The sequence below is a fragment of the Terriglobus sp. 2YAB30_2 genome (assembly GCF_052114765.1).
GTDB lineage: Bacteria > Acidobacteriota > Terriglobia > Terriglobales > Acidobacteriaceae > Terriglobus.
Genome location: NZ_JBFRFJ010000001.1, coordinates 136,521 through 160,548, shown reverse-complemented (window position 1 = coordinate 160,548; position 24,028 = coordinate 136,521). Strand labels below are relative to the sequence as shown.

Annotated in this window: 12 protein-coding genes; 2 read left to right on the top strand and 10 right to left on the bottom strand. The window is 58.2% G+C overall.

Annotated elements, in window-relative coordinates:
• Nucleotides 1–191: 191 nt before the first annotated feature.
• The 8 genes from AB4Y89_RS00615 to AB4Y89_RS00580 all read right to left on the bottom strand — a co-directional run bounded on the left by AB4Y89_RS00615 (nt 192) and on the right by AB4Y89_RS00580 (nt 14,936).
• A complete protein-coding gene (locus AB4Y89_RS00615; RefSeq protein ID WP_442298972.1) occupies nt 192–2,156 on the bottom strand; it encodes a beta-L-arabinofuranosidase domain-containing protein in 1,965 nt (654 codons plus the stop codon).
• 104 nt (nt 2,157–2,260) lie between these two features.
• Complete coding sequence (locus tag AB4Y89_RS00610) at nt 2,261–3,241, bottom strand: RraA family protein (protein ID WP_442298971.1); 981 nt, start codon at nt 3,239–3,241, stop codon at nt 2,261–2,263.
• Nucleotides 3,242–3,261: 20 nt separating this feature from the next.
• The gene (locus AB4Y89_RS00605; RefSeq protein WP_442298970.1) at nt 3,262–4,533 is read right to left on the bottom strand and encodes a mandelate racemase/muconate lactonizing enzyme family protein; all 1,272 of its coding nucleotides are present in this window, start codon (nt 4,531–4,533) and stop codon (nt 3,262–3,264) included.
• Between the two features lie 256 nt (nt 4,534–4,789).
• Nucleotides 4,790–6,793 (bottom strand): right-handed parallel beta-helix repeat-containing protein, encoded by a 2,004-nt coding sequence (locus AB4Y89_RS00600; RefSeq protein WP_442298969.1) that lies wholly within the window; start codon nt 6,791–6,793, stop codon nt 4,790–4,792.
• Between the two features lie 77 nt (nt 6,794–6,870).
• Complete coding sequence (locus AB4Y89_RS00595) at nt 6,871–9,138, bottom strand: outer membrane protein assembly factor BamB family protein (RefSeq protein ID WP_442298968.1); 2,268 nt, start codon at nt 9,136–9,138, stop codon at nt 6,871–6,873.
• Nucleotides 9,139–9,160: 22 nt separating this feature from the next.
• Nucleotides 9,161–11,116: an FG-GAP-like repeat-containing protein gene (locus AB4Y89_RS00590; RefSeq protein WP_442298967.1), complete on the bottom strand. Its 1,956-nt coding sequence runs from the start codon at nt 11,114–11,116 to the stop codon at nt 9,161–9,163.
• Between the two features lie 361 nt (nt 11,117–11,477).
• A complete protein-coding gene (locus tag AB4Y89_RS00585; RefSeq protein WP_442298966.1) occupies nt 11,478–12,560 on the bottom strand; it encodes a hypothetical protein in 1,083 nt (360 codons plus the stop codon).
• A gap of 36 nt (nt 12,561–12,596) precedes the next feature.
• Nucleotides 12,597–14,936: a hypothetical protein gene (locus AB4Y89_RS00580; protein ID WP_442298965.1), complete on the bottom strand. Its 2,340-nt coding sequence runs from the start codon at nt 14,934–14,936 to the stop codon at nt 12,597–12,599.
• Between the two features lie 133 nt (nt 14,937–15,069).
• Between AB4Y89_RS00580 and AB4Y89_RS00575 the strand changes: the two genes are divergently transcribed.
• Entirely contained in the window at nt 15,070–17,214 is a 2,145-nt protein-coding gene (locus AB4Y89_RS00575) for an outer membrane protein assembly factor BamB family protein (RefSeq protein ID WP_442298964.1), read from the top strand.
• Between the two features lie 87 nt (nt 17,215–17,301).
• Here the strand turns inward: AB4Y89_RS00575 and AB4Y89_RS00570 are convergent, their stop codons facing one another.
• Together AB4Y89_RS00570 and AB4Y89_RS00565 are read right to left on the bottom strand one after the other, a co-directional pair.
• Nucleotides 17,302–19,626 (bottom strand): tetratricopeptide repeat protein, encoded by a 2,325-nt coding sequence (locus tag AB4Y89_RS00570; protein ID WP_442298963.1) that lies wholly within the window; start codon nt 19,624–19,626, stop codon nt 17,302–17,304.
• Nucleotides 19,627–19,675: 49 nt separating this feature from the next.
• Complete coding sequence (locus tag AB4Y89_RS00565; RefSeq protein WP_442298962.1) at nt 19,676–19,804, bottom strand: hypothetical protein; 129 nt, start codon at nt 19,802–19,804, stop codon at nt 19,676–19,678.
• A 537-nt stretch (nt 19,805–20,341) separates the two neighbouring features.
• On the opposite strand from AB4Y89_RS00565, the gene AB4Y89_RS00560 reads away from it, so the two are divergent.
• The gene (locus AB4Y89_RS00560) at nt 20,342–23,983 is read left to right on the top strand and encodes a carboxypeptidase regulatory-like domain-containing protein (RefSeq protein ID WP_442298961.1); all 3,642 of its coding nucleotides are present in this window, start codon (nt 20,342–20,344) and stop codon (nt 23,981–23,983) included.
• Nucleotides 23,984–24,028: the final 45 nt, after the last annotated feature.

Genomic DNA, 24,028 nt, shown 5'->3' with positions numbered 1-24,028 from the left:
GGAGGAATGCTACCGCGAAAGGTTACAACATTTTGCGATTATGCTCCTATTTCTTGCTTCCTGATCGCGCCTGCTACGAATAGAGCAATTTTCCCGTAACTGGATATCCCGAAAGAGTCGTGGAGCGACGTTTTCATCTCGGAGAAGCTGCTCCCTCGCGATTTTGCCTGAGTGCGGCTGGAAGACGTAGCCTATACCGCCGAAGTTTCCGGGGAGACCTTCCAGTAGGTTGCGTATCTCTCGTGCGCGATCTTGTAGTAAGGCTTCAGACGGATCTTCGTATCAGATCCACTCGCTGGGATGTCGAAGTGGAGGGCCTCCCCAGCGGGTTTTGCTTGTCTCACAAGATCGTGCGGGTCGCCTGAAAAGGTTGGCGGCGTGAACGGCGTATTGAGGACACTGCCGTAGAGCCTCTCATTGATATTCAGATCACTGCCCGTGGAGATGCCCTCGCGGCCCAGCGCTCCTGCCAGGAGGACAGGGCCGTATACGAATGCAATGATCCGCTCCTCGCCGGGTAGCGCGACTGCTCGCATGTGCATTGGAAGATCGACCTCTACTAAATCCCCGTTGTGCCACTCGCGGTCCAACTCCATATAGGAGCTCGCATCGCTGGATTTGAGAACCACCTTGCCGTTGATTTTGACCGTGGCTCTCTTACACCAGTAGGGATGCCGTATCTTCATCCTGAAGTGGATCGGTGCGTCGGTCTTCCACTGCAGCTTCGTGCCAGGCTGCTCGGGAAATTGCGTCGTCTGTGCAAGCGATACTCCTGGCCGCAGGCGAACGGTGGAAGGGATGAAGAGATTGACGTATACCGCGTCCTCGCTCTTGAAGTAGATGGACTCGTTGTACTTCGCATGGTTCTCCATGCCTGAACCTGTGCAGCACCAGAACGAATCAATGGGAGTGCAGTAGAGCTTCATGTATCCCGGGCGGTTCCCCTGGAAGTAGGTCACCATTCCTGTGTCCGGGTCTTGCGATGCAAGAATGTCGTTGTAGAGAGCACGCTCGTAGAAGTCCGCGTAGGCCGCGGAGGGACTATCTTCGAACAACATCTTCGTCAGCTTGAGCATGTTGTATTCACAGCAGGTCTCGGAGGCTTTCGCTGAGAAAACATGCTCGCTGAACTTTGCCGGCGGAAAGAAGTGCTCGTCGTCCCCGTGGTTTCCGTTCACGAAAGAACGCGTGTTCACGACCGTCTTCCAGAAGAACTCGGACGCGACTTGATAGTCCTTCTGCCCCGTCTCCTGGTAGAGCCTGCGGAAGCCGATGATCTTCGGGATTTGTGTATTGGCATGGAGACCGTCGAGATAGTCACGGTTCTTGGCCAGAGGGATAAGGATGCTCTGGTGGCAGAAGCGGTTTGCAAGTGAGAGATACCGGGCATCACCGGTCATAGCGTAGGCGTCGGCAAGCACCTCGTTCATGCCGCCATGCTCACTCTCGAGCATCTTCTGAAACTGCGCGTCAGTGAGCGGAGAAGTCGCGGTGACGGCCCAGTCGCAGAATCGAACCAGCACTTCCCTTGCCGTGGGGTTGTTCGTATATAGGCAGGCATCGCGCAGGCCAGCGTAGATCTTATGAAGGGTGTACCAGGGAACGCCAGTGTACTTCCCTTCACTGAGGACGGTATCCATCAGGGAGTTGCCTTCAGGGAACGCGGTGATCAGACCGGACTTGCTGGCGGTCTGACAGTCGCGTAACTCGGAGACGATGTAGTCAGTCCGCTGCTTGAAGCGAGCGTCTTGTGTAGCGCCAAACATAAGCGCACAGCCGGAGAGGTAATGGCCCAGCGTATGGCCCTGGCAGTGGATGTCGGCCCATGTTGAATTCGATTCCCAGCCGCCATACACCTCTGCCTTCGGCGGCAAACCAGCGTTCACGCGGAAGGTATGGAGCATGCGATCTGGTTCAAGCGTGAGTAAATACTGCTGGCTACGAAGCCGTGCCTGGAAGAATGGCCCAGGCATTAGCTCCACATCATGCAGCGCGAATGATGTCACCTGCCGGGCCACAGGCGACGGAACAGGATTGAGCGATTGCCTCTGAGTCGCCGCCGCTTGCGTGGCGAATACGTTCGGAGTCGCGGCCGCGAGTCCCAGGCCTCCGATTCGCTGAAGCATCTGTCGTCGTGAGAGCTTTGATTGCATCATTCGCTTCTATAGGTCGAGTCGCTCAGATCAGCATACGCCGTAGAGCACTTACAACGGAAAATCTCAAGCTTTCGCCAGAAGAGGCATCGTATACCATAGCCTCCTCACTGGTTGGGAGGGGGCGACTCCTTCAGAATCTCCTCAATCTGCTGTCTGGCCACGGGCAGATGATCTTCGTTTTGTTTTAGCCACCCACGATAGTCCTGCTCGATCTCAGGAGTCCATCGAGTATCGATCTGGCCGGCGGTGTATTTCTTTTCGTTCAGGCGTTGATGTCCAAAAGTGTCCCGCAAGCGTGTACGTTCCGAATCCTTTACGACTCTCTCCGCCAACTGTGGGGGAATGAATAGCACCCCACCATTGCGGCCGAGAACCACGTCACCTGGCATGGCAAGCGCATGGCCAATGCGCACCGGACCGTTGATGCTGACCATGGTGGAGTTGAGGCGAGCGCCCGTAGCAAGGCTCCCGAAATGATGAGACGGATCATACGAACGGACAAACGAATTGAAGTTAGTGAGCTCGTTCAGGCCATTGATATCGCGAACGGCACCGTCGTAGACGATACCGTTGCCAGAGCGCGCATAGATGGCATTGCCGACGTTATCGCCGATTGACGGCCCGTCCGCTTTCAGCCCAAAGTGATCGGCAACATAGACGTCTCGCGGTTGAAGCATATCGACAGGCCAAGCGTTCATGGCTCCCTTGCGCTTGCCCTTCTGGTCCTCTTCGATCACCTTCTGGATGTCTGGCCGGCCGGGCATCCACACTGCAGTCAAAGCTCTTCCTACCAGCACCTGGTCGGGATGAATGACAAACCAACCGTCCTCGTACTCGTGATTGAAATTGGCTGAGCGAAGCGTTGCCCAGGCCTCTTCCAGTGTGACGTTCTTCATACGGTCCAAGATGCTGTCGGGCACCTTGGGCCGTCCGTCAGGAAAGCGCTCCCCTTTCCATTCCGGCGTGTACTTGATGACATCCTCCGGAGTGAAGAAGCCCTCCTGTCCTCTAACGATAGGCGCTGCCGCGATTAGAACGCAAAGCACCACAGATGCGCCGCTTATCAACTTTTTTGTTGCATACATGCGAGTCATTACTCCTTGGGCTACATGCCCGCTTCGAACCATGGCGTGTTGGGGATCTGTACCTTCTTCGCTGCTTCCTCATTCATCTCCACACCCAGACCTGGCTTGTCAGTGACCGTGATGTATCCCTTCTGAATGATTTCGCCTTCCTGGACGAAGCTCTTCCAGGTGTCCAGGTTGTCGATCCAGTGCCACTCACAGACAAGGAAGTTGGGGACAGAGGCGCAGACGTGTGCCGAAGCCATCTGGCCGATGGGCGAAACGACACAGTGGGGAGCGAACGGGATCTCGTAGGCATGAGACATGTCGGCGATTTTTTTTGCCTCGGCCAGACCGCCTGCCTTCTGGATGTCGGGCATGATGATGTCCGCCGCACGCTTCTCAAAGATCGCTTTGTATCCCCAGCGCATGTAGATGTTCTCGCCAACGCAGATAGGCGTGGTTGTCGAGTGCCGAATATCCACCAGAGCATCGATATCTTCAGGCGGAACAGGCTCTTCCAGCCAGAGCAAACGGAAGGGCTCCAATACCTTCGCGACCTTCTTTCCGGTCGGCGCATCGTAACGCCCGTGCATATCGCATGCGAAGTCCATGCTTGCGGGAATCATGCCCTTGACGTGCTCGACCCACTTCACCATGCGATCGATCTCGGCGTTGTTCGCTGTCCAGTTGACGCGGTCGAAACGGTTTGGGTCGGCGGCGTCGTCCAGATCGACCTTCATCGCGGTGAAACCCTGTGACTTGATCCAGTCAATCTTCTTCTCCGATCCGGGGGTGAGGACATCGTCCCGTCCGGAGTCACAGTAAATACGGATCTTGTCTCTGAACTTCCCACCGAGCAGCTGGTAGACCGGCAGACCAAGCGCCTTGCCGGCCAGGTCCCACAGAGCGATCTCAACTCCGGTAAGAGCGGTAGTGTATTGGCCACCCTGTGCGCCGGCGAACACTCCGGAGGTACGAATCCTCTCCCAAAGTGCTTCGACATTCAGCGGATCCTGCCCTACCAGGCCGCGCCGGAAGCTCCGAATCAGTGCAGCGGACCCAACGGCCGCGTCAGTCGTTTCTCCCTGACCTATCAGTCCCGCATCGGTGTAAATGCGGACATGCGTCTGCGGACCATGCACATTGACCTGTGCCGTTCGAACATCGGTGATCTTGAGCCTGGGACGTTTGAATGGAGAACTGCTCGCCTGGATAGCCTGTGAAAGCGCCGGCAGAGAAAACGTTCCCAGAGAACCCAGTGCGGCCAGGCCGCCGTGCTTCAGCATTGATCTTCTGGAGAGATTTGCCATTGTTCGATCCTTCTCAGCTCTAAAAATCTGCTGTGGCGACCGTAAGCATTCCAGAGAACGCGGTCGAACAGCGATTTGTATAGATTTACGGCGCCAAAACAATACCTACGTCAGCGCAATTCGGTCAACCACATCATTCCGTTTGAGTAGAGAAACTCTGTTTTTTCATCTCCTTGGCTCTGCCGATCGTGGAAGGCATTTGAGCAAAAACTTACGGGGAAACGTTTCCTGAATACCCCCTTTCGAATGGCTCTGATTAGCGTGGGTCGATGACTCGTGAACCTGCTGTAGCTGTTAGATCAGCGAAAGGCCCGGGCATCCGGTTCGTCTCAGTGATTGGGTGGCCGTAGAAGTCCACATCGATTCCGCCGTACACCGGTAGAGCCTTCACATCGCCCTTCACCGCCACGCTCAGCTGGAGAGTGTCAGGGTTGAACGTCGTTGCGACCTCGGCCGTAGCTCCCGTCTTGTCCCAATCGTGCTGATCGCGCCAGGACTCCAGGTTGTCCCACTCCGGCGGATCGGGGAATTTCACACGCAGGTAGGGCTGCATTCCCGCCCGCCGGCCCGGGGCGAAGCCGTAGACGTTTCCATCCGCGGTGTTGCGTGGGTTGTTAAACTCGATGGCCGACTGGCCGATGCCCGAGAACACATTTCCGAAGACTCTCAGGTCGTGCGCGTCATTGGTGTGGCCGTTGATTGGCCGCGGTGCGCCGAGGCCTGACGCTGTATCGATGCATACCTTGACGCAGTCCACGAACAGGTTGTACGCGATGATGACGTGGTTTGTGTCGCGGATCAGAACTCCGCCGGTGAGGTGGTCGAAGATATTGTTGTCAATCTCGTTCAGCGCATCGCTGCCCTCGATTTGAATTGCGTGTGGATTCACGTCGCCGGGGATGTCGGCAAAGATGTTCCCCGTGAGCCGATCATTTGTGTTGCCGATATCGAGCCAGATGCCGTTGGCATGCCGGATGTGCCGCACCACGTTATTTCGGAACAGCAGATTCCGCGTTCGATGCATCTTCGTCCCGCCGGACTCCGACAGTCGGGCGGCATCCTGCCAGCCGATCCACTCAAACAGGTTCTTCTCCACCAGCACATTCTGTGGACCACCCGTTCCGCCGAGCCCTTCGATTCCGCAGTACCGGAAGACGTTGTGGCGGACAACGTCGAAACCAACTGGCTGCGGCGGCCGCGCCGCGGCCCAATCAACGTCACCGATATCGAGCCCCACACTATTGGCCCACTCGAAAGAATTGTCTTCAAAGATGAAGTGGTTGCCGTGATTGGTCGAAACCAGCCCTCGCTGCGGGTTTGGGTAACTGTTTCCGGCATACCGAAACTTGATGCCCTTCACCCGGATATACGACTGGTACGGCTTCGCGGGAGAGAACACCGACTCCTCGTTCGTGATCTCGATCACGTGCTTCGCCGGGTCATCGTCATTTGCCAGCCGGATATGCAATGTCAGTCCGTCTGACTCGACCCACACTTTCCCGGCATAGGGCGAAAACTCCTGGAACAACGGTGTCCAGCGGATGTCGCTGAAGAAGCTCAGCGAGCGCGCCGAAAGCCCCGCGAGGGCCGATGGCGATTCCACCTGCTCGAGCGGCTTGCCATCCACAAAGACCAGACCCCGCCGCCGGAAGTAGTTCCACATATTGTCCTTGGCGTAATTGATCCAGTACCGATCGTCGGTCACATTGTCGAGAGCGAACGGGTTATACCCAAGCGGGAACAGCTTGGGGTCAAGGTGAAGCTGGTATGCCTTCACAGGCTGATTCGTCTCCCGGTCCGGGCCGATGTTCCAGCCCTCGCTGGGCTGCCATCCTTCCGTCACGGTCGCGCCTGATACAACGACATCCGCTCCGGGCGCCGCTTCGTAACTGATCATCGCGTCGGGCCCCGTGCCTCCCCGCGCCGGGCGGATCGCCTCGCGGTAAACTCCGCCGGCGATGATGACATGTTCACCCGGCTGGAGCACCTGTGCTGCATGGTCAATCGTGCGGAACGGACGCTCCTTTGTACCCGGCCCACTGTCGGTTGCATTCCTGGCATTTGCGTCGACGTAGTAGGTCTTCGTGAAGTGGAGCGGCTTCTCCCATGTCGGGAACTCGGTGCCGTCCGGAAGACGGGAGTTATCGGCGAAAGCGGCGGATGTTCCAGCGAGAAGGAGTAGGGCAAGCAGGGATGAGACCGCAGAACCAGGAGTTCTTTTCAATACCTTCCCCTGAGATAACAGTCGTAGCGGATTCATTGAGAAAGCTCCTATCGATTTATTGAGGCGCGCCCGAGAAGCCGCCTATATACGTAATGGGACTCTAAGGCGCCTTCTTATTGAGAGAGGGCGAAGGCGACGTAGCTCTTCTGTCCTGCGGGCGGATTGACTCCGCCAGGAGCCATCCTGCCCCCCTGCGAGAATGCTGGGCCTGCAGTGAGAGCGAACAAAATGTATTCGCGACCATTCACCTCATACACAGCCGGAACACCCACTCCGCCATTGGGCACCTTCTTGCTGAAGATGACCTTGCCGGTCTTCTGGTCAAGGGCGTAGAGCATTCCCTGGTTATCCACGAAGACGACCAGTCCGGATGCGAGTACAACAAATCCGCTCTTGGGAAAGATATTGCCGCGTAGGCGATCACTTGGACCGGCCTGTGGCATATCGCCATAGGGCGTCTGCCACGCGATATTGCCGGTATTCAGATCGTAGGCAGTGATCGTGCTCCAGGGCGGCGTGATGATGTATCCCTCCTGCCCGTACCCAGTCTTGTACCGTTGTGGCTTCGGATTCAGGTCAGAGGGATAATCGGGTTCGATGCGTTCCGTGAAAGAATTCCCGCCGATTCCCGTTCCCGGGGGTGCCAGATCCGGCTGTTGCAGGAACGCGACCACATCGGTGACGCCCTGCGCTGGAATGGAAGAAAATGCCGGCATTGAGCCTCGTCCATGGGTGATGATCGTGCTCACTCCTTCCGGACCGAGCCTGCTAACGACTGTGTCGAGCGCAGGACCGCGGTCTCCTTTCAGATCCGGACCATGGCAGACCAGGCAGGTCTGCTCATAGATGGTTCGGCCCAGCCTTGCCTGCATAGCCGCTCCCCCGGCGATGGTTGAAGTCGGCCGGGGCGCAGCCGAGGCAATCCTTCCCGGGATCAGTCCACCGTTGTTGGCAGACGTAGACTCCCCAGCCGGCACCATCTTGAGAATTGAAGGCAGGTTTCTGGTCTCGATAAAGACCATGCCCTTAGCTGCATCTGCGCCGCTGCCGAAGAACGCCGCTCCGCCGGTGACGCTGGGAATCTGAATGGTCTCGTACTTATCGCTGGGCGGAGTGAATAAGCCACCCTTTGCCTTGGAGATTCTGTCCTTCCACCAGACTGCCTCTTCGGGCGTCATAAAGCCGGTGTATAGGTCATTGACAGTCATACTCTGGCGGGCAAACGGCGGCACCACCGTGGGAAAGGGCTGCGTAGGCGACGTCCGCTCGCCGGGCAGGTCAGACTGGGGCACTGGGCGCTCGACGATTGGCCAGAGAGGCTTGCCCGTGACGCGGTCAAAGACATAGAGGAATCCGTTCTTCGAAGCAAGAGCGACGATGTCGACCATCTTGCCGTTATGACGGACCGTGACTAACTGTGGCGCCTGGTTGGGGTCGTAGTCCCACACGTCATGATGAACCGTCTGGAAGTGCCACAGATACTTGCCGGTACGCGCGTCGAGAGCCAGCAGGCTATCCGCGAATAAATTATTCCCATGCCGGTCGCCGCCATATAACTCGTATTTCGTCGATGAGACCGGGAAATAGACGATGCCGCGCTTCTCGTCTATGGTGAACTCGCCCCACACGTCTACGCCACCCAGGTATTTGTACCCATCCTTCGGCCATGTCTCGAAGCCCCTCTCGCCAGGACGTGGGATGGTGTGAAAGATCCAGGCCAGCTTGCCCGTTTGAATATCGAATGCGCGAATATCCCCGGGAGGCGCGAGGTATCCTTCCCCGGGGAAACTGCCGAGGATGATCAAATTTCCGAATGTCCTTCCCGGGGTTCTGGAGCCCAGAGAGACCGGCGTGCGATCGATGCCTGTTTTCAGGTCCAGCCGCCCGTGGTCGGCGAACGAGTCGATATCCTTGCCGCTAAGCGCATCGATGGCATAAAGGAAGCCGTTTGTGGTGACGAAGATTCGACGATCTGAGCGATCTTTGCTCTCCCAATAGTTCAAGCCGCGCTGGCCACCGATGCCGGCGCGTCCACCAGTGCCGGCGAATGGGTGTGACCAGAGCTCTTTGCCAGTAGTGGCATCCAAAGCAACGAGCGCGCCCTGGTGTGCAGCAACGTACGCGATGTTATCCACCACTAATGGACTGAAGGTGTAGTTGCCGTCGCCTGCCGGAAAGTTCCATGCCATTTCGAGCTTGCTGATGTTGGCTGGCGTTATCTGCTTCAAAGGGGAAAAGTGCGAGCTGTCCGGACCGCCCAGGTAGTCTGTCCAGCCGGTCTTAGACTGCTGTGCACTTGCGGACTGCTGTGCATTTGCGCCAACGGCTGCAATGATGACGATCCCGGCTAATCCTTTGACGAAGCAGCCAAAGCACAACATATTCTCTCTCCCCATCCTGAAATCACCTCCTGGTTCTTGCTTTCGGTTTGCCCCAGAAGATAAAGGTTCCTCGATTGGTCGACGTGACGATATCGACAGCGCCATCGTTATTCAGATCGGTCGCCAGGATCGTAGACCCTGCGCCAGATCGGTTGTGAATCAGCTCAGGCTTAAACTCGGCCCGTCCGGGGGCATTCGGGTTGCGCATCGTGCGGAACCAGTACAGCACCGCCGGCCCAAACGGGTCTGGATCTGTATAGCTCTCCTGGTGCGAGAAAACGCGCTTACCCACAATGAAATCGGGAATACCATCACCGTCCACATCGGCGATCGTTGCTCCATGCGGCTCGGAGAACGTCACGTCGCCGACGTTCTTTGTGGAGTAGTCGTCTATGATCATGTGCTTGACAAAAGAGATCGTGCCGTTTTTGTCATGCGTTTGTTCAAACCAGGCGATCCCCCATCCATGAGCCTCCAGGCTGGTGACGACGTCGTTGAGCCCGTCTCCATTGACGTCATATACAGCCATCTCCGCGCCGCCTACACTACCCCCGGCGCGTGGCCAGCGCCCCAACTCCGCGGGATGGTAGGGCCATGGTCTCTCGGGCGTTCCGGTTGGCGGCTGTTCCCACCAGCCGTGCGGAGAGACGATGTCCATACGGCCATCGCTGTTTATGTCTCCCACGCCGATGCCATGCTGCGCGGGGACGTTATAGCCTTCCTCAGATACCTTGTGCACGATCCAAGGCTCCGTTGGATTTTTGGGATCGGGAGTAGCCCAACACACGTAACCACCGCCAACGTAGACGGCATCCGGTATACCGTCTCCGTTGACATCCTTGAAGGCGACGACCTCGCCCCATACGGTGGGCAGCACATCATATCGGTCCCATCGCCGAAGCTCACCCTTCGGATTCACATAGAGCGACATGGCCCTGCCTTTTGAGACCAGCAGGTCCGGCCAACCGTCGCCGGTGTAGTCATACGCAAAGTTCACCATGTTGGGTGTAAGCTGCGAGGTCACATCGGACGTCTTGCTAAGAAAGATCTCGCGGGAAATCTTGTAGTCCGGACCAAGATAATAGAACGGACCGGAGATGATATCGAGAACGCCGTCGTGGTTGACATCGGCGGCCGTCGCCGACCACCCGTAATAAAAGTCGTTGATGTGCTGCATGCGGAATCGGCTGGAGATTTGCTCGCCTTGCAGAACGCGCCGTCCCAGGTCCTTGAACTCTACGTTTTTGAAACGTATCTCCCCAGTGCCGCCAACGTAAAACGCCACCGGACCAAACGACGCTACATCGTCATCGGCCTCACCGTTAGCTGTCCCACCCTCCGGTCCATCGTGCAGCCATACGCGCATGATGTTGGCATCGAGGATGATCTCCAGTGGCGTCCATTCGCCAGGATGGTAGGAGTAGTCCGGCCGCGTGTAGGGCGAACCTGGCGGAAGACCGTTGCCGGGAAAACGCATTGGACCGCCACCCGGCCGCGCCGGAGGCGAAGTGCGCGGCGCCGTGGGCGGGGTCATAACACGCACCATGCCGCCTGCAGGTTTGAGCGGTTCCCGTGAAAGCTCGCGACCCTGCGCATCAAGCTTCAAGGCAAAGCTACCTGCGGGGTTTTGCCCATCCGGAAGTGCCACGTATGCGCCATGAATTCCGTCCGTCGTCGTCTGCGTGCGCAACAGCACCCCCGCCTTGCAACCGCCGGTGCAGCGAAAGGTCGCAGCGAACTGCGTGTCCTGAAGTGGCCTATCCATGATGAGCCAGCCGCCTGCCGGACTACGCGGAACACCCACAATCTCGCCGTTCTCTGCATGCCAATCGACGTCGCCAAGCGTGTGGAACTGCGCCAGCGATGACCCCTGAAAGGTCCAGTCCGGTACGAAGTTTCTGTTTGCCTTCGCAGAAGGAGCTAAGAAGGCCATGCCAAAGATCGTTACGACTGCTGTACAGTCGACCAACTTCCACATATCGAACTTCCTCAGGGGCACTTCGGCGTCCTCGTCACCTATCCAGAACCTGCTTTTCTCCCGCACGGAAGAGAGGCAAGTCGAATAGCTTTTCTGGAGAAACGTTTACTTGAATATTTCCTTATGGTCCGTTGTTGTAGCGGTACGCCAGTGCCATCTGTAAAAGCCAAAGTAGTCAACCCACTTGAACGCGATCCCTTGCCAAGCGGGAACGCATGCTGGTGAAAAGTATTCAAAAAAAACGTTTACTCCAACGTTGACAAATTTGCACAGCAGTCAGCCTACAGTGCCGTAACTGTTGTGTAAAGCGCTATTGTATTTGCATATTACGCAATAGCTCCGAGTCTGGAATGAACCAGCTCTACCGAGCCCCTGTCATTGTGTAGTAGTCGATCGTGTCTGTCCAAGTGATTTCATTGCCTGGCTGTACGTTGATGGCAATGTACGGCTCAACGGCGAGGACTGTACGGATGGACCACAGGAGCTCGCGACTGAGCGGGCGATCGTTCGAGATTTTCAGGCCTGCGCCGACCTTCTTGTTCTCCATCACGACCTCATTGTCCTTGGCGGAGTCGCCGAAGCCCTGGATGGCGACGACCGCCTCGTCTACGCCGGAGAGCGGCTTGAGGTAGACGATCTGATTGTCGCGCACCACTGTGAAGTTATTGACGCGCGGAGGACGACCGGGTGCCGGAGGTGCAATGTGGATCGAGAACGGCACGCGGAAGGTGAAGTCCGGGCCTGGAGGCCGATGGTCGAGCACGACAAAATTATGATTGTAGACATTGGAGTCAATGACGAGTTTGCCGGTGTTCTTGAGGCTATGCTCGATGGTCAGCTCGGGCTTGCCTTTTTCCAGACGCACCGTCTTGCGATAGATATAGCCGTAGCCCGAGTCGGGGTCGGAGAGCTCCTGCGTAAAGACGATCTGATTGCGCGACTTGCGGATGGTCCACTTTCCCGGGTTGAGCACAGGGTATGGCTTATAGCTGTTGTAAGGGCCGTCATCCTTGCGCAGCACGCCGACACCGATCTTGATGAAGGTGCCGCCGGTCCTGGCATCGTCGAACCCAAGCGGCTTCTGGAATTCATTCGCCGGCCCCATGAGCGCGCTGCACGGCCCGGACACGACCAGTCCATCGCGGTGGACCCAGTTGATGACCGTCGGATCGATCTTGTCGTACCACGGACCGTAGTACTCGTGCCCTTTATAAGTGAGACTGTAGATGGCTCCCGACCAGTCGAAACGCGTCGAGCGGTAGTAGCCTTTGTCTGCGCTGGGCAGATAGAGCTTCGCCGTGACGATGCCGTTCGTGATTCTGGCCTTGAGCGGATTGGCCGGTGGCAGCGCCGACGATATGGACGGATCGGAGGCGTGGGTGGCCGCTGCACCCGCCAGAATGAAAGACAACGTTAGCAGGAGGGCGCGTGTGTCACGAATCATGGATACTCCTCTTGGCGCCAATACGAGCCGGCGCAACTACTCCTTCGCGGTGCTCTTCGCGGCCGGTCTTGCAGAGAGTTGTTTGTACAGGGCCGGATCGTAGTCGTCCAGGCCGACGATGCCGTGCAGATGGTTTGCGGAGACCCACGGCAGCCAGTGCCGGTGCGAGCCTACGCCGCGGCCGTTCGGACCAGGGCCAAGTCGGAAATTTTCCTGCTGCCAGCCAGGGCCTCTCATGTCATACTGCCGGCCCGGCAGCGCAACCATGGACTTAGTGTCCATCAGCAGCACGCGCGCAACAGCGAGATAGTGCGGATCTCTAGTCTCCTTGTAGAGGCGGGCATAGGACGGCACGGCCCAGTCGAGATATTCGTCGGTACTGCCGGTGTTGGCCGCGGTGATGTCCTGCAGACCAACCGTGGGCACGCTCTTTTTCCAATGCAGTTGCGCGTCGTCGGCATCGGCAGCCATGGGAAGGTTCCAAATCCAGATCCAGCTTTCCGCGAAATTGCCGGCGGCTTTGGCACGATCCAGCCATTTGGGGTCTTTCGTTGCATCGTAGAGTGCGAGGTAGGCCTCTAGACTCAACATGCCCGCTTCTTTGTCCGTGATGTTGGGGTTGTCGCTGGCGCCGCCGATGAAGAGCCCGCGTGTGCCCCACGTGGACCAGACATACTCCGCCGCGCGAATGGCGGTGGCCTGATATTTGGGGTCGCCAGTGATCTGCGTCATCAGCACGAAGAGCGGCACGACGTTGTAGCCGCTAGTGCCGGTCGGCTCCATGACTTCATTCGTGCCTGGCTTCCAACGGCGTGGGTACGAGCCGTCGGGCCGCTGCTGCTCGACGAGCCAGTCGGAGTACGATTTGACCCACGCGAGCCACTCCGGGTGCTCGCGGCCTAGAGCCTGCTCACGTTGATACGCGTGCATCAGTGTGGTCATATCTTCCGTCGCGTTGCGCAGCCAGGGCGCGACCCAGATGTGGTCCCACGGCTTGCCTGTTCTGAGGTCGTAGCCCGTTGCCTCAAGCGGAATGGAGTGCAGCGCCGTAATGTTGGACGCGATGATGGCGAGACCGGTCTCACGCATCTTCCGGCCGCGTTCGGTGTGGTCGCGGTCACCCTCCTGCAGCAACTGGTCGGCGCACTCAAGGTTCTTGCCGACAAACCCCATGGCAATCATCGTCCGGTTCCACTGCGTCATCTCCTGCGTCGTATTGAGCACGAACGGCATGCCGGTGCGGCCGTCAATGGTCATGGCATTTGCTTCCAGATGATCGAGCAGCACGCGACGAACGAGATTAACGTCGAGGTCCAGCACGGGAGGATTTAGCGTGTTCCACGCCCAGCGCCAGGCATCGCGCGTCACGTCGCGGAAGGACTCGTTCTCACCGAAGCGGAAGCGGACCTCGTAAGTGTGCGTGAAGCGGTCGCTGATGGGGTGGTAGCGGCGTATCCAGCGCATGGCGGGCGGAGTGCCGGACGTTGCCAGAGGCGCAGGAGTGGTAGAAGCGCGCGTCTCCGAAGTGACAGGCCGGGCGCCGGCGGGCCGGCCACCGCCGAAGTCCGTGCTGGTGGAGGGGTAGCGAAAGCCAAGCTGGACTGCGCCATCTTCTGCCTGCCACGTGCCCATCGCGCCGAACTGGATGCGTGGGTCGATCATCACCAGCTTCGTGAGCTTCGTCTCCTCTTCGATCGAGTCGCCACGCGGGTGGGGATCGAGCATTGCAATGGAGGCGCCGTTTTGAAAAGAGAGTGCGAACAGCGGTGCGGCGAGGATGTCCTCGCGCATCACCAGCCGCCGCGCGTTGTAGGTCAGCGTTCCGCCGGGAGAGCGATCGCCGTCGTAGGTGGGATCGGCATAGATCGCACCCGGCGCCATGAAGTTGATGTCAGTCCAGCCGACGGCGCGGTCGAGCGAGAGGTCGATGGCAGAGCTGAAGCCGCCCGAGGCATTGCCCTGCACCCTAACCTCACGGCGAACAGAGAGCACACCGCCGCTCAAGCCCCAGACATCATGCACATGGAAAACGACTCCATCGGCTGAGGGCACGTCGGCTGTGGCATCGATTCCAGTGGCGGTACGGCGAATGGTCTTGTAACCGGCTGAGAGTTCGCGGATGTCGTCGTCAGCGCGGTAGATCTCAATGGCCGCGGGCTTCGGTTGTGCGATGCGCGGAGCCAGGCCGCCGGTGATCTCAATGCCCCATCCGCCGGATGCAGTGCGGGTAAATGTTATAGCCGCGCCGGTCTGCAGCCGCCCGAGGTTAATCGGCTGGGCGACTACCGGAAGAGAGATTGCCAGGGATAGCGCTGCTAGTACGAGGAAAGCAGCGGTTGGCCGGCGGGAAGTAGTGCCGATGATGTTCATCTTCATTTCATCTGCCTCGCCTCGCAAAAGATGGAGCCGAACTCGACCACAGCACTATATACCCCAAGTAAGCGTTTACTTGTTAGGATTGAGCGCCATAAAGTTCTGGCGATAAACATGGCTTGAGAAGGAGGTTGGCATGCGGACACTTGCCGCGTTGATCTGCGGAGTGGGATTTTTGATTTACGGAACTGCCACAATGGGTCAGGTCGCCGCGGCGGCGCAGGCCACCTCCGGCGCAGGCACAGCGCAGACGGAACACGGAGCCGCCGTCTATAGCGCGAAGTGCGCCACCTGCCATGGAGAGAACCTACAGGGCTCGTTCAACGCGCAGGCCCTCTCTGGCAATACCTTCCAGTCGCAGTGGCAGTCGAGGACGGTGGCTGAGCTATTCGGAACGATCTCCGAGACCATGCCCCTGACGAGTCCCGGATCGCTTAGCCGTGAAGATGCCCTTGCCGTACTGGCGTTCATCCTCCAGCGCAATGGGGCGCCAGGGCGGCCTCAGGCATTGACCGCCGGCTCGCCGGCTCCTGTCGGAGAGGTCCTCAGCGGGCAGGCGAACCCAAGTGCACCGGCAGTGATGGGCGTACCGGACCAGATTGGTGGCCGCTATGGCAACAACGGCCCTCGCGAAATTCTGAACATCACGGACCGCTCAGGAATCGGACTCGATGCGGCTGCACAGATGCACCTGAAGCAGCTTAGCTCTCCGCTCGATGGGGTCACTCCCGTCACCGATGCGATGCTGCGCGATCCATCTCCCGCCGACTGGCTGATGTGGCGCCGCACCTACAACGCCTGGGGCTACAGTCCGCTCAACCAAATCAATCGTGACAACGTGAAGAACTTGAAGGTGGCATGGACCTGGGGCCTGAACTCCACCGGCTTTACCGAATTCACGCCGCTGGTACACGACGGCATCCTCTACGTCTGGAACTTCGGCGAGACGGTGCAGGCGCTCGATGCGCGCAACGGGAACCTCCTCTGGAGTTTCCATCACGACATTCCTGCCTCGTACCACCGCGATGTCTTCTACAGAACCAAGCGGGCCCTCGCCATTGGCGGCGACAAGCTCATCTTCCCCACGACGGACATGCACATCATTGCCCTGGACACAAAGACGGGCAAGGTGGTCTGGGACGTAGCGACTGACGATTACATCAAGAGCCACCGCGTTTATAACGGCGGTCCTTTGGTCGTCAACAACAAGGTCATCATGGGTGCCAGTGGCTGCGCACCCGGCGGCTCAAGTTGTTTTGTCGCTGCGTACAGCCTCGACAACGGCAAGGAGTTGTGGCGTTTCAACACCATTGCGCAGCCTGGCGAGCCAGGAGACGAGACATGGAACAACGTGCCTGCCAATAAGCGATGGGGCGGATCGATCTGGATACCACCCAGCTACGACCGCGACCTCAACCTGCTCTATGTGGGCGTCGGCTCGCCCTTCCCCTGGTCGTCGATCGACAGAGGCACCTACAATCCTGACGGCGGCACCCATGGCGACTCGCTCTATGTCGAGTCCACGCTGGCCCTCAATCCGGACACAGGAAAGCTCGTCTGGTATTACCAGTACCTGCCCAACGATACCTATGACCAGGACTATGCCTTCGAGCGCATCATCGCTCCCGTGGAGTGGCAGGGGCAGCAGCGCAAGGCGGTGCTCACGGCCGGCAAGCCCGGCGTGATTGAAGCAGTGGACGCCGCAACCGGCCAATGGCTCTTCGGGCGCGATCCCGGCGCGCAGAACATCTTCACCTTCGACCCGAAGACCGGCGCCAAGACGCTTCTTCCCCCAGTGCTTCCCCAGGGAGTACGCCGCTGCCCGAGCAACAATGGAGCCCGCAACTACCTGGCCGGCTCTTACGATCCGAACACCAATCGCTACTATCTCTCCATTAATGATGTCTGTACCGGGAAGGGCGGAGATTCGCCGGATCGCATGGTTGGTTTCGATCTAAAAAGTAAAGAATTTACGATGGACATCAAATCTCACGTGATGCAGTCATCGGCGAAGCTCACGACCGCGGGCGGCCTGCTGTTCTCTGCTTCTGCCGACCGCTATTTCCGCGCCTTCGATGACCGCGATGGAAAGGTGCTTTGGGAGACCCGCGTCCAGGACGTGCCCAACGCCTTCCCGATCACCTATATGGTCGATGGGAAGCAGTACATCGCCATGATCGCCGGCAATCCTGGGCTGATCGGCAGCAGCGCAGTTCGAGCATCGGCGGAATATATGCGCCCTGAACCGACCTCTGTTTTATGGGTGTGGCAGCTGCCGTGACTCGCAGGAATTGCTGACTTCGTCAGGCTCTCCGCTCTCACAACATTCAGTCGGTGTGCGGTACCCCGTGGCCCTCCGTTGAGGGGTTCACCGCCCCACCTGAACGAGGATGCTCTGCGCCTGACGCCCTACATCCGGATCGGCTCCTTGTGCTGCCACGGTCAGGTGAAGTACAGCATCCTTGCGTTTCCCTTGCTCCAGCAGGATGAGCCCCAGTGAAAGATTGGCATCCTGCTGCGAAGGATTGATCGAGAGCGCCCGCTCATACGCCGCAGCCGCATCAGTGCTGCGCCTCTGGGCGCTGCGCAGATCGCCTAGGTCGACCCAAATCTGCGCGCTGCCTGGTGCTTCCGCTGCTGCGCTCTCTAACTCCGTTCCCGCCGCCTCCCCGCGCTTCGTCAAGATCAGAAGCAACCCCAGCCCGTGGTGTGCATCCGCAGATTGCGGATTGAGAGCAAGGGCACGCCGGAACTGGAACTCAGCCTCAGGAAACTCCTGTCTACCGACCAGCAGGGTTGCGAGGTTGTTGTGCGGCCCCGGCAGAAGCGGTTCGAGGCGAATCGCCTCGCGGAAGTTCTGCTCGGCATCCCGCGTGTCGCCGGACCGAACGCCGCAAAGCCCCAGAAGGTTGTAAGCCTCCACGTTTTCAGGATTGACTGCGAGAGTCTTATGCAGAGCGTCCTGCGCCTCCGAAATTTTGCCCTGTCTGAAATATGTGTTGCCGAGTTTCAGTAGAAAACGGTCGTCATTGACGTATCGTCTCGCGCCGCGCTCGAGCATCGCGATCGCTTCGTCTTTGCGATCGGCAGCGAGCAGGACGTTGGCCATTCCTTCGAGTGCGTCGGCGTCCTCCGCGCGACGGTCAAGCGCCTGCTGAAACGCCTTCACCGCGGCAGCCGTCTGGCCGGCATGAGCGTAAGCCTTGCCCAGCGTCGCATACGGCTCAGGCCATTTGGGATGTTCGCGGTCTAAGATGGCACGTAAATTTCCAGTTCCGTCGACCCCGGCATCATTTACCTGCGCGACCGCAAGATAGAGATCGGCGTCACTCCGCGTCGCCGGCTTCGGATAGTAAATTCCCACCTTGGTGCGGTCCGGCACGAAGGCCTTCTCCGCAATCGGCGCTTGCAGGTCGCCCGGCGGAAGACGGCGCTGGATCCAATGATCTGTCAGCAACACATGGACAGAAGCTTCTGGCCGTCGCTTCGGCATGTGGCAGGTCAGGCAATTGCTGCCCGTCCTTATCACCACGCCTTTGTGAGCAGAGTCCTTCGCCAGATCTATTGTTGAAGCGTGGCAGCTCTGGCAGACCTCGACATAGGAGCGCGTGGCTGCCTCTCCGCGCGGAATATCGTGCGGGTCATGGCAGGTCAAGCAGGTCATCTGCGACTTTTGAAAGCACGCGGACTGCGGAAGCTGGTAGGACGCATGAGCTGTCTCGAAGCCAAAGTCGTTGACGTCCTTCGAGCGTTCGAAATAAGTTTTGTAATCTGCCAGCGGCTTACCCGGCCGATAGGAATTCAGATCGCGGTCATAGTTACGTATGGAGTTTGGTATATGGCGCGCACTCGTCTCCAGATGGCACTCCATGCAGACCTCAAGCTGTCGTTCACGGCTGAGCTTGTTCGGGTTGACAATGGTCTCGGATATCCGATCATCGCTGGCTTTGGCACGCGCCGCAGCGATATGTGCCGCTCCCGGCCCATGGCAGCGTTGACAGTCGATCCCCTCCGGCAGCGTTGCCGGAAACACCTCTTCGTCGTCCTTTGTCTTTCGATCATCTGCCAGCGGATACGCCGTGTGGCAGAAGATGCACTCTGAACTCACGGCGCCGTGCATGTCCGGCTGGTCGGGCTGGTCGAACCCCGGACTCATGTTCCAGGATCCGGTCTTCTCCAGATACCAGTTGATCGGCAATTCCACCAGCCTTCCCTGCTCCGTCCGGTGCAGGTAGGCGCGCGCATGGTTTCCGGAACCGACAACATAGTCGATCTGCTCTTCCAGAACATCAGCTTCCTTTCCGTCGAAGCCGATTGCAGAGCGCCGCATGTAGAACTTTCCATCGCGATCGATCATCGTGTAGGTCAGTCCGGAGGCCTTGTGGACAAAACGATTCGCCTGCTTGAAATCCTCGATTACGGTCTGTTCGCTCGGCCTGTGAAAGGTGCGCGCCATCCCCGCGAGCCGGTAGGTCTTCGCAACATTGGCATGACACTCGCTGCAGGCAGAGGAATCCACATAGCCCGCCCTCCGCAGGCCTGACGGCTGCGATGGAGGAATGCGGCTCCGCGTGTACCAAAGGGCGCCGGTCCCGAGTAGAGCCACCGATCCGGCGGCGAGAATCCACCACCGATATCGCGATCGTTCTGTGCCCGGTCCCGCGGAGTCGGGTCCTCTCAACGTGCTGCTCATGCACGGCAGACTATCAGGGTCTCTATGCTTTGCGGCTGCCGGCCGTGGTTTACCCCGGAAGATAAATAAAAGCGCCCAGCTTGTTTCCGGTCACGATATCCGCGACGCCATCTTTGTTCAGGTCGACAACCAGCAGCGTGGAACCTGAGCCAGACGAAGCGGACCGAGGGGCCGCCATGGTCAGATGTTGGCCTGGAGATGCGAACTACCGTGAGTGGCAGCAATGGTACGTCTCAGTGACTTCCATTGAAGCTAGAGCATTTCTCCTGTAGGTGCAGTGCGGGGCTTATGTATCTATGGAGCGTTTTCCGCAATGAAAACGCCGCTGCACGTTCCTGCCGGGATACCCAGCAACAGGAGAAATGCTCTAAGGGGTGGTCAGCCCACTTGAACGCGAACCGTTGCCAAGCGGAACACATGCTGGTCAAAGATCTCCGAAAAACGTTTACTTGAAGATTTTCTTACGATGAGTAGTGGTGGCGGTACGTCAATGACGTCTGTCGACGCCAAAGTGGTCAGCCCACTTGAGCGCGAGCCTTTTCCAAGTGGAAGGCGCGTTGGTCAAAAGTTTTGAAAAAACGTTTACTTCAGCGTTGACAATCGCTCCACGGTCGGCCTACAGTGCCACCACTATTGTGTAACGCGCTATTTAATTTGCGTATTATGCAACGATTCTCAGTCGCACATAGCACTGTACGAATTACTGGAGGCTACCATGCGGATTTCAAAAGCAGTATTGCGGATACTTGCGTTCGCCCTCGTATTTGCAGGCGCTTCCGCAATTTCAGCAAACGCTCAAAATATCTTCGGCTCGATCGTCGGAACGATAAGCGATCAGTCGGGGGCCGTACTTCCGAACGCGGCCATCACTGTCACCAACATTGCCACCGGCGACAAGCGCAGCATCACCAGCGATGGCCAGGGCAACTACCAGGTACTCTCACTGAAGCGCGGCGAATACTCAGTCGACATCGAAGCCGCCGGCTTTAAACATTTCTCGCGCAGCCCCATTGACGTGGTTGTGGACCAGGTGGCGCGCGTCGACGTCGCCATGTCCGTCGGCGATCAGAACCAGACAGTGACGGTGACTGATGCGCCGCCCGTCATGCAGACCGACAGCGCATCGCTCGGCCAGGTGATTGGAGGCACCGCTGTACGCGATCTGCCCCTCAACGGCCGTAACGTGCTGGCGCTGGTGGCGCTGGTGCCGGGCGTTGTGCCGCAGGGTGCGTCCAATACGAACCTGAGCGGACAGAATGTATTCGCGGCCGGCAACTTCCAGATCGGCGGCGGCAACTCCAACCAGGGATCGGTCCTGGTGGACGGCGTCTCAGTGAATACGTCCTATGGCAATGCCGTCGAGCTGGTGATGGACCAGGACAGTATTCAGGAATTCAATGTCCAGACGCACAACAACACCGCGGAGTTCGGCAAGTACACCGGCGGCGTGATCAACATGAGCACCAAATCCGGCACCAACGCCTTCCATGGAACGGCGTATGAGTACCTGCGAAACACGGTGCTCAACGCCAACAGCTTTTTCGCGAAGAGAAATAACTCCGGAAAACAGGCATGGCACCAGAACCAGTTCGGCGCCAATCTTGGCGGACCGCTGATGAAGAACAAGCTCTTCTTCTTCGGTGATTACCAGGGCTACCGCCAGACCAACGGCCAACTGGTTCTCGTCACCGTTCCTACCCTGGCGGAGTTGAGGGGTGATTTCTCCGGCATCAGTGCTCCAATCTACGATCCGCTGACGACATGCGGAACTACGCTGAGGAACGGCACAGTCAATCCACCTTGTACAGCGGCCCAGAACGCCGGGACGGCTCCTACGCGGCAACAGTTCTCCTACAACGGCACACCGAATGTCATCCCACCGAGCAGGATGAACGGGGTTTCCAAAAACCTGATCGCATTTCCCATCTACGGGGAGCCGAACGTGCCAGGAACACCGTCCGCCCAAGGACCATTGAACAACTTTTCGCGACTGGCCACCGCCGGCGGTATCAATGATCAGTACACGATCCGCGGCGATCAGAACCTCAGTGCTAAACAGACGATGTTTGAGCGCTACACCGCATGGAGTTCGAAGAACATCGACCCCCAGCCGTTCCCCAACAATAACCTGTATTACATTGCTCTGGCGCCGGAGGTCTTTACCACCAAACAGATCGTCTTCGGCGACACGTACGTCTTCAGCCCCAAGTCGGTAGCCGATGTGCGCCTCGGCTATCTGCGGTGGAACTACAACCGTATTCCAACCAACATTGGCCTTAATGAAGCCACGGCCTTCGGCTGGCCGTCGTATATGAATTTCGGCTCGCTGAATAATCTGCCGAAGTCTACCGCGGTGCCGATGATAAGCACTGGAGGACCCATCAGCTATTATGAGGGCTCTGCGGGATACATCTTCTCGATCAACAACAACTATTCCATCGCATCGACCTACCAACGGATATGGAACCGGCACACGTTCAAGTTCGGCATTGATCTGCGCCGGCTGGAGATGAACTACTTCCAGAACAACAATCCGGGTGGCATCTTTACTTTCGACAACATCTTTACCTCGCAGAGCACAGGATCGCCGGGAGCGACGGGAAACCCCCTCGCCTCCTTTGAGTTGGGATATGTATCGACCAATACCGGACAGACAGTGCAGGTTGCGCCGCCTACCTATCAGACCCTCTACTACCAGGGCTACTTTGCACAGGACACCTGGCAGTTAACCAATAAGCTGACCGCAACCCTCGGGCTGCGCTACGAAGTGCCGGGCACCTTCCGCTCACGGCGCGGTTGGGCCAACACCTTCAATCCCAAGGAGATCAACCCCGTGGTGAACGTGCCGGGCGCCTACGACCTGGTCAGTTCGCCGCAGCATCCCGCGGCCGGCGTCTATAACGAGAACTGGACCGATTGGGCACCGCGCATCGGCGTTGCCTATCGCGTCAACGACAGCAACGTCATCTGGGCAGCATTCGGCAAGTTCTTTGTACCGGCGGACTTGCAGTTTCCCAGCGCCCCGCTGCAGGCAGGCGTCAACTTCCTGAACAACCTGATGGTCAATACAGTTGACGGCCAGCAGACGCCGTATGACACGCTGGACAATCCATATCCGGGCGGGCTGCAGGGCCCACCGCACCGGAACCCGAACTATCAGCAGGTGCTCCTGGGCGGCAATGCACAGGCTCTCTATGCCAATGAGCCGAACGGCTACACGTATCAGTGGAACCTCTCTGTCGAGCATCAGTTCCCGCTTGGTATGGCGTTGACTGCAGCGTATGCCGGCCTGCGTGGGGAGAATCTGCCGATCAGCCTCCCCATCAATCCATTGCCGGACAGCGTTGTGGCGCAGGCAGCTGCCGATCCTGACTGTTCATCGGGCAATATCAATAACTGCTTCCTGAACGCGAAGGTGGCTAATCCCTTCTACCCCACCATCACCCAGGGAACGTTGAAGAATTCCACCGTAACCAGGAACCAGTTGCTACGCCCGTTCCCGCATTACGGCAGCATCTCCAACAGCGGTCACTATGCCGGCCTCAGTAACTATCATTCGCTGGAGGTGAAACTGCAGAAGCGCATGGCCAGTGGCGGACAACTGCTCGGGTCGTACACCTTCTCCAAGCTGCTGACCAACGCCGAGTACCTCACCGCATGGCTCGACGCAACCGGATCGGCAGGGTATTCGGACTACAACAACCTTCCGGGCGAGTACGCGCTATCGAGCTTCGACGCCCGGCAGCGTCTCGTAGTCAGCTATGTCTATCCGTTGCCAATCGGAAAAGGCCAACGGTTCCTGTCTAACCTCTCCGGATTCGGCAACGGGCTGCTCGGCGGATGGGGCGTGGAGGGCATTACAACCTTCCAGAAAGGCCTTCCGCTCGCTCTCTCAAATGCCACCAATACGCTCTCAACCTACGCGTTTCTGGGATCGATGCGTCCGATGTACGTCTCCAGTGCGAACGGTTGCAATGGGACCAAGACGACCAGCGGATCGGCGTATGACCGTCTGGGAGGAAACTCAGCAAAGACGACCTACTTCAACACGGCCTGTTTCGTGCAGCAGAGTGTCAGCAACCCGTACGTCTTCAATCGCTTCCAATACGGCAACGAGTCGCGTACCGATAGCACGTTGCGCGGCCCGGGCCAGGCCAACTGGGATATGTCTGTCTACAAGGACATCTCCCTCAGCGAGAAGGTGAAATTCAACTTCCGCGTGGAGGCATTCAATATCTTCAACCGCGTGCAGTTCGGCAATCCGAATACATCGGTTGGCAATACTCTCTTCGGCAATATCACAACCCAGCTGAACAATCCCAGAGCACTCCAGGTGTCCGGACGATTTTTGTTCTAGCAGCTCCACCTTGTCGCACATACAAAACCCAGATGCGCTCCCATG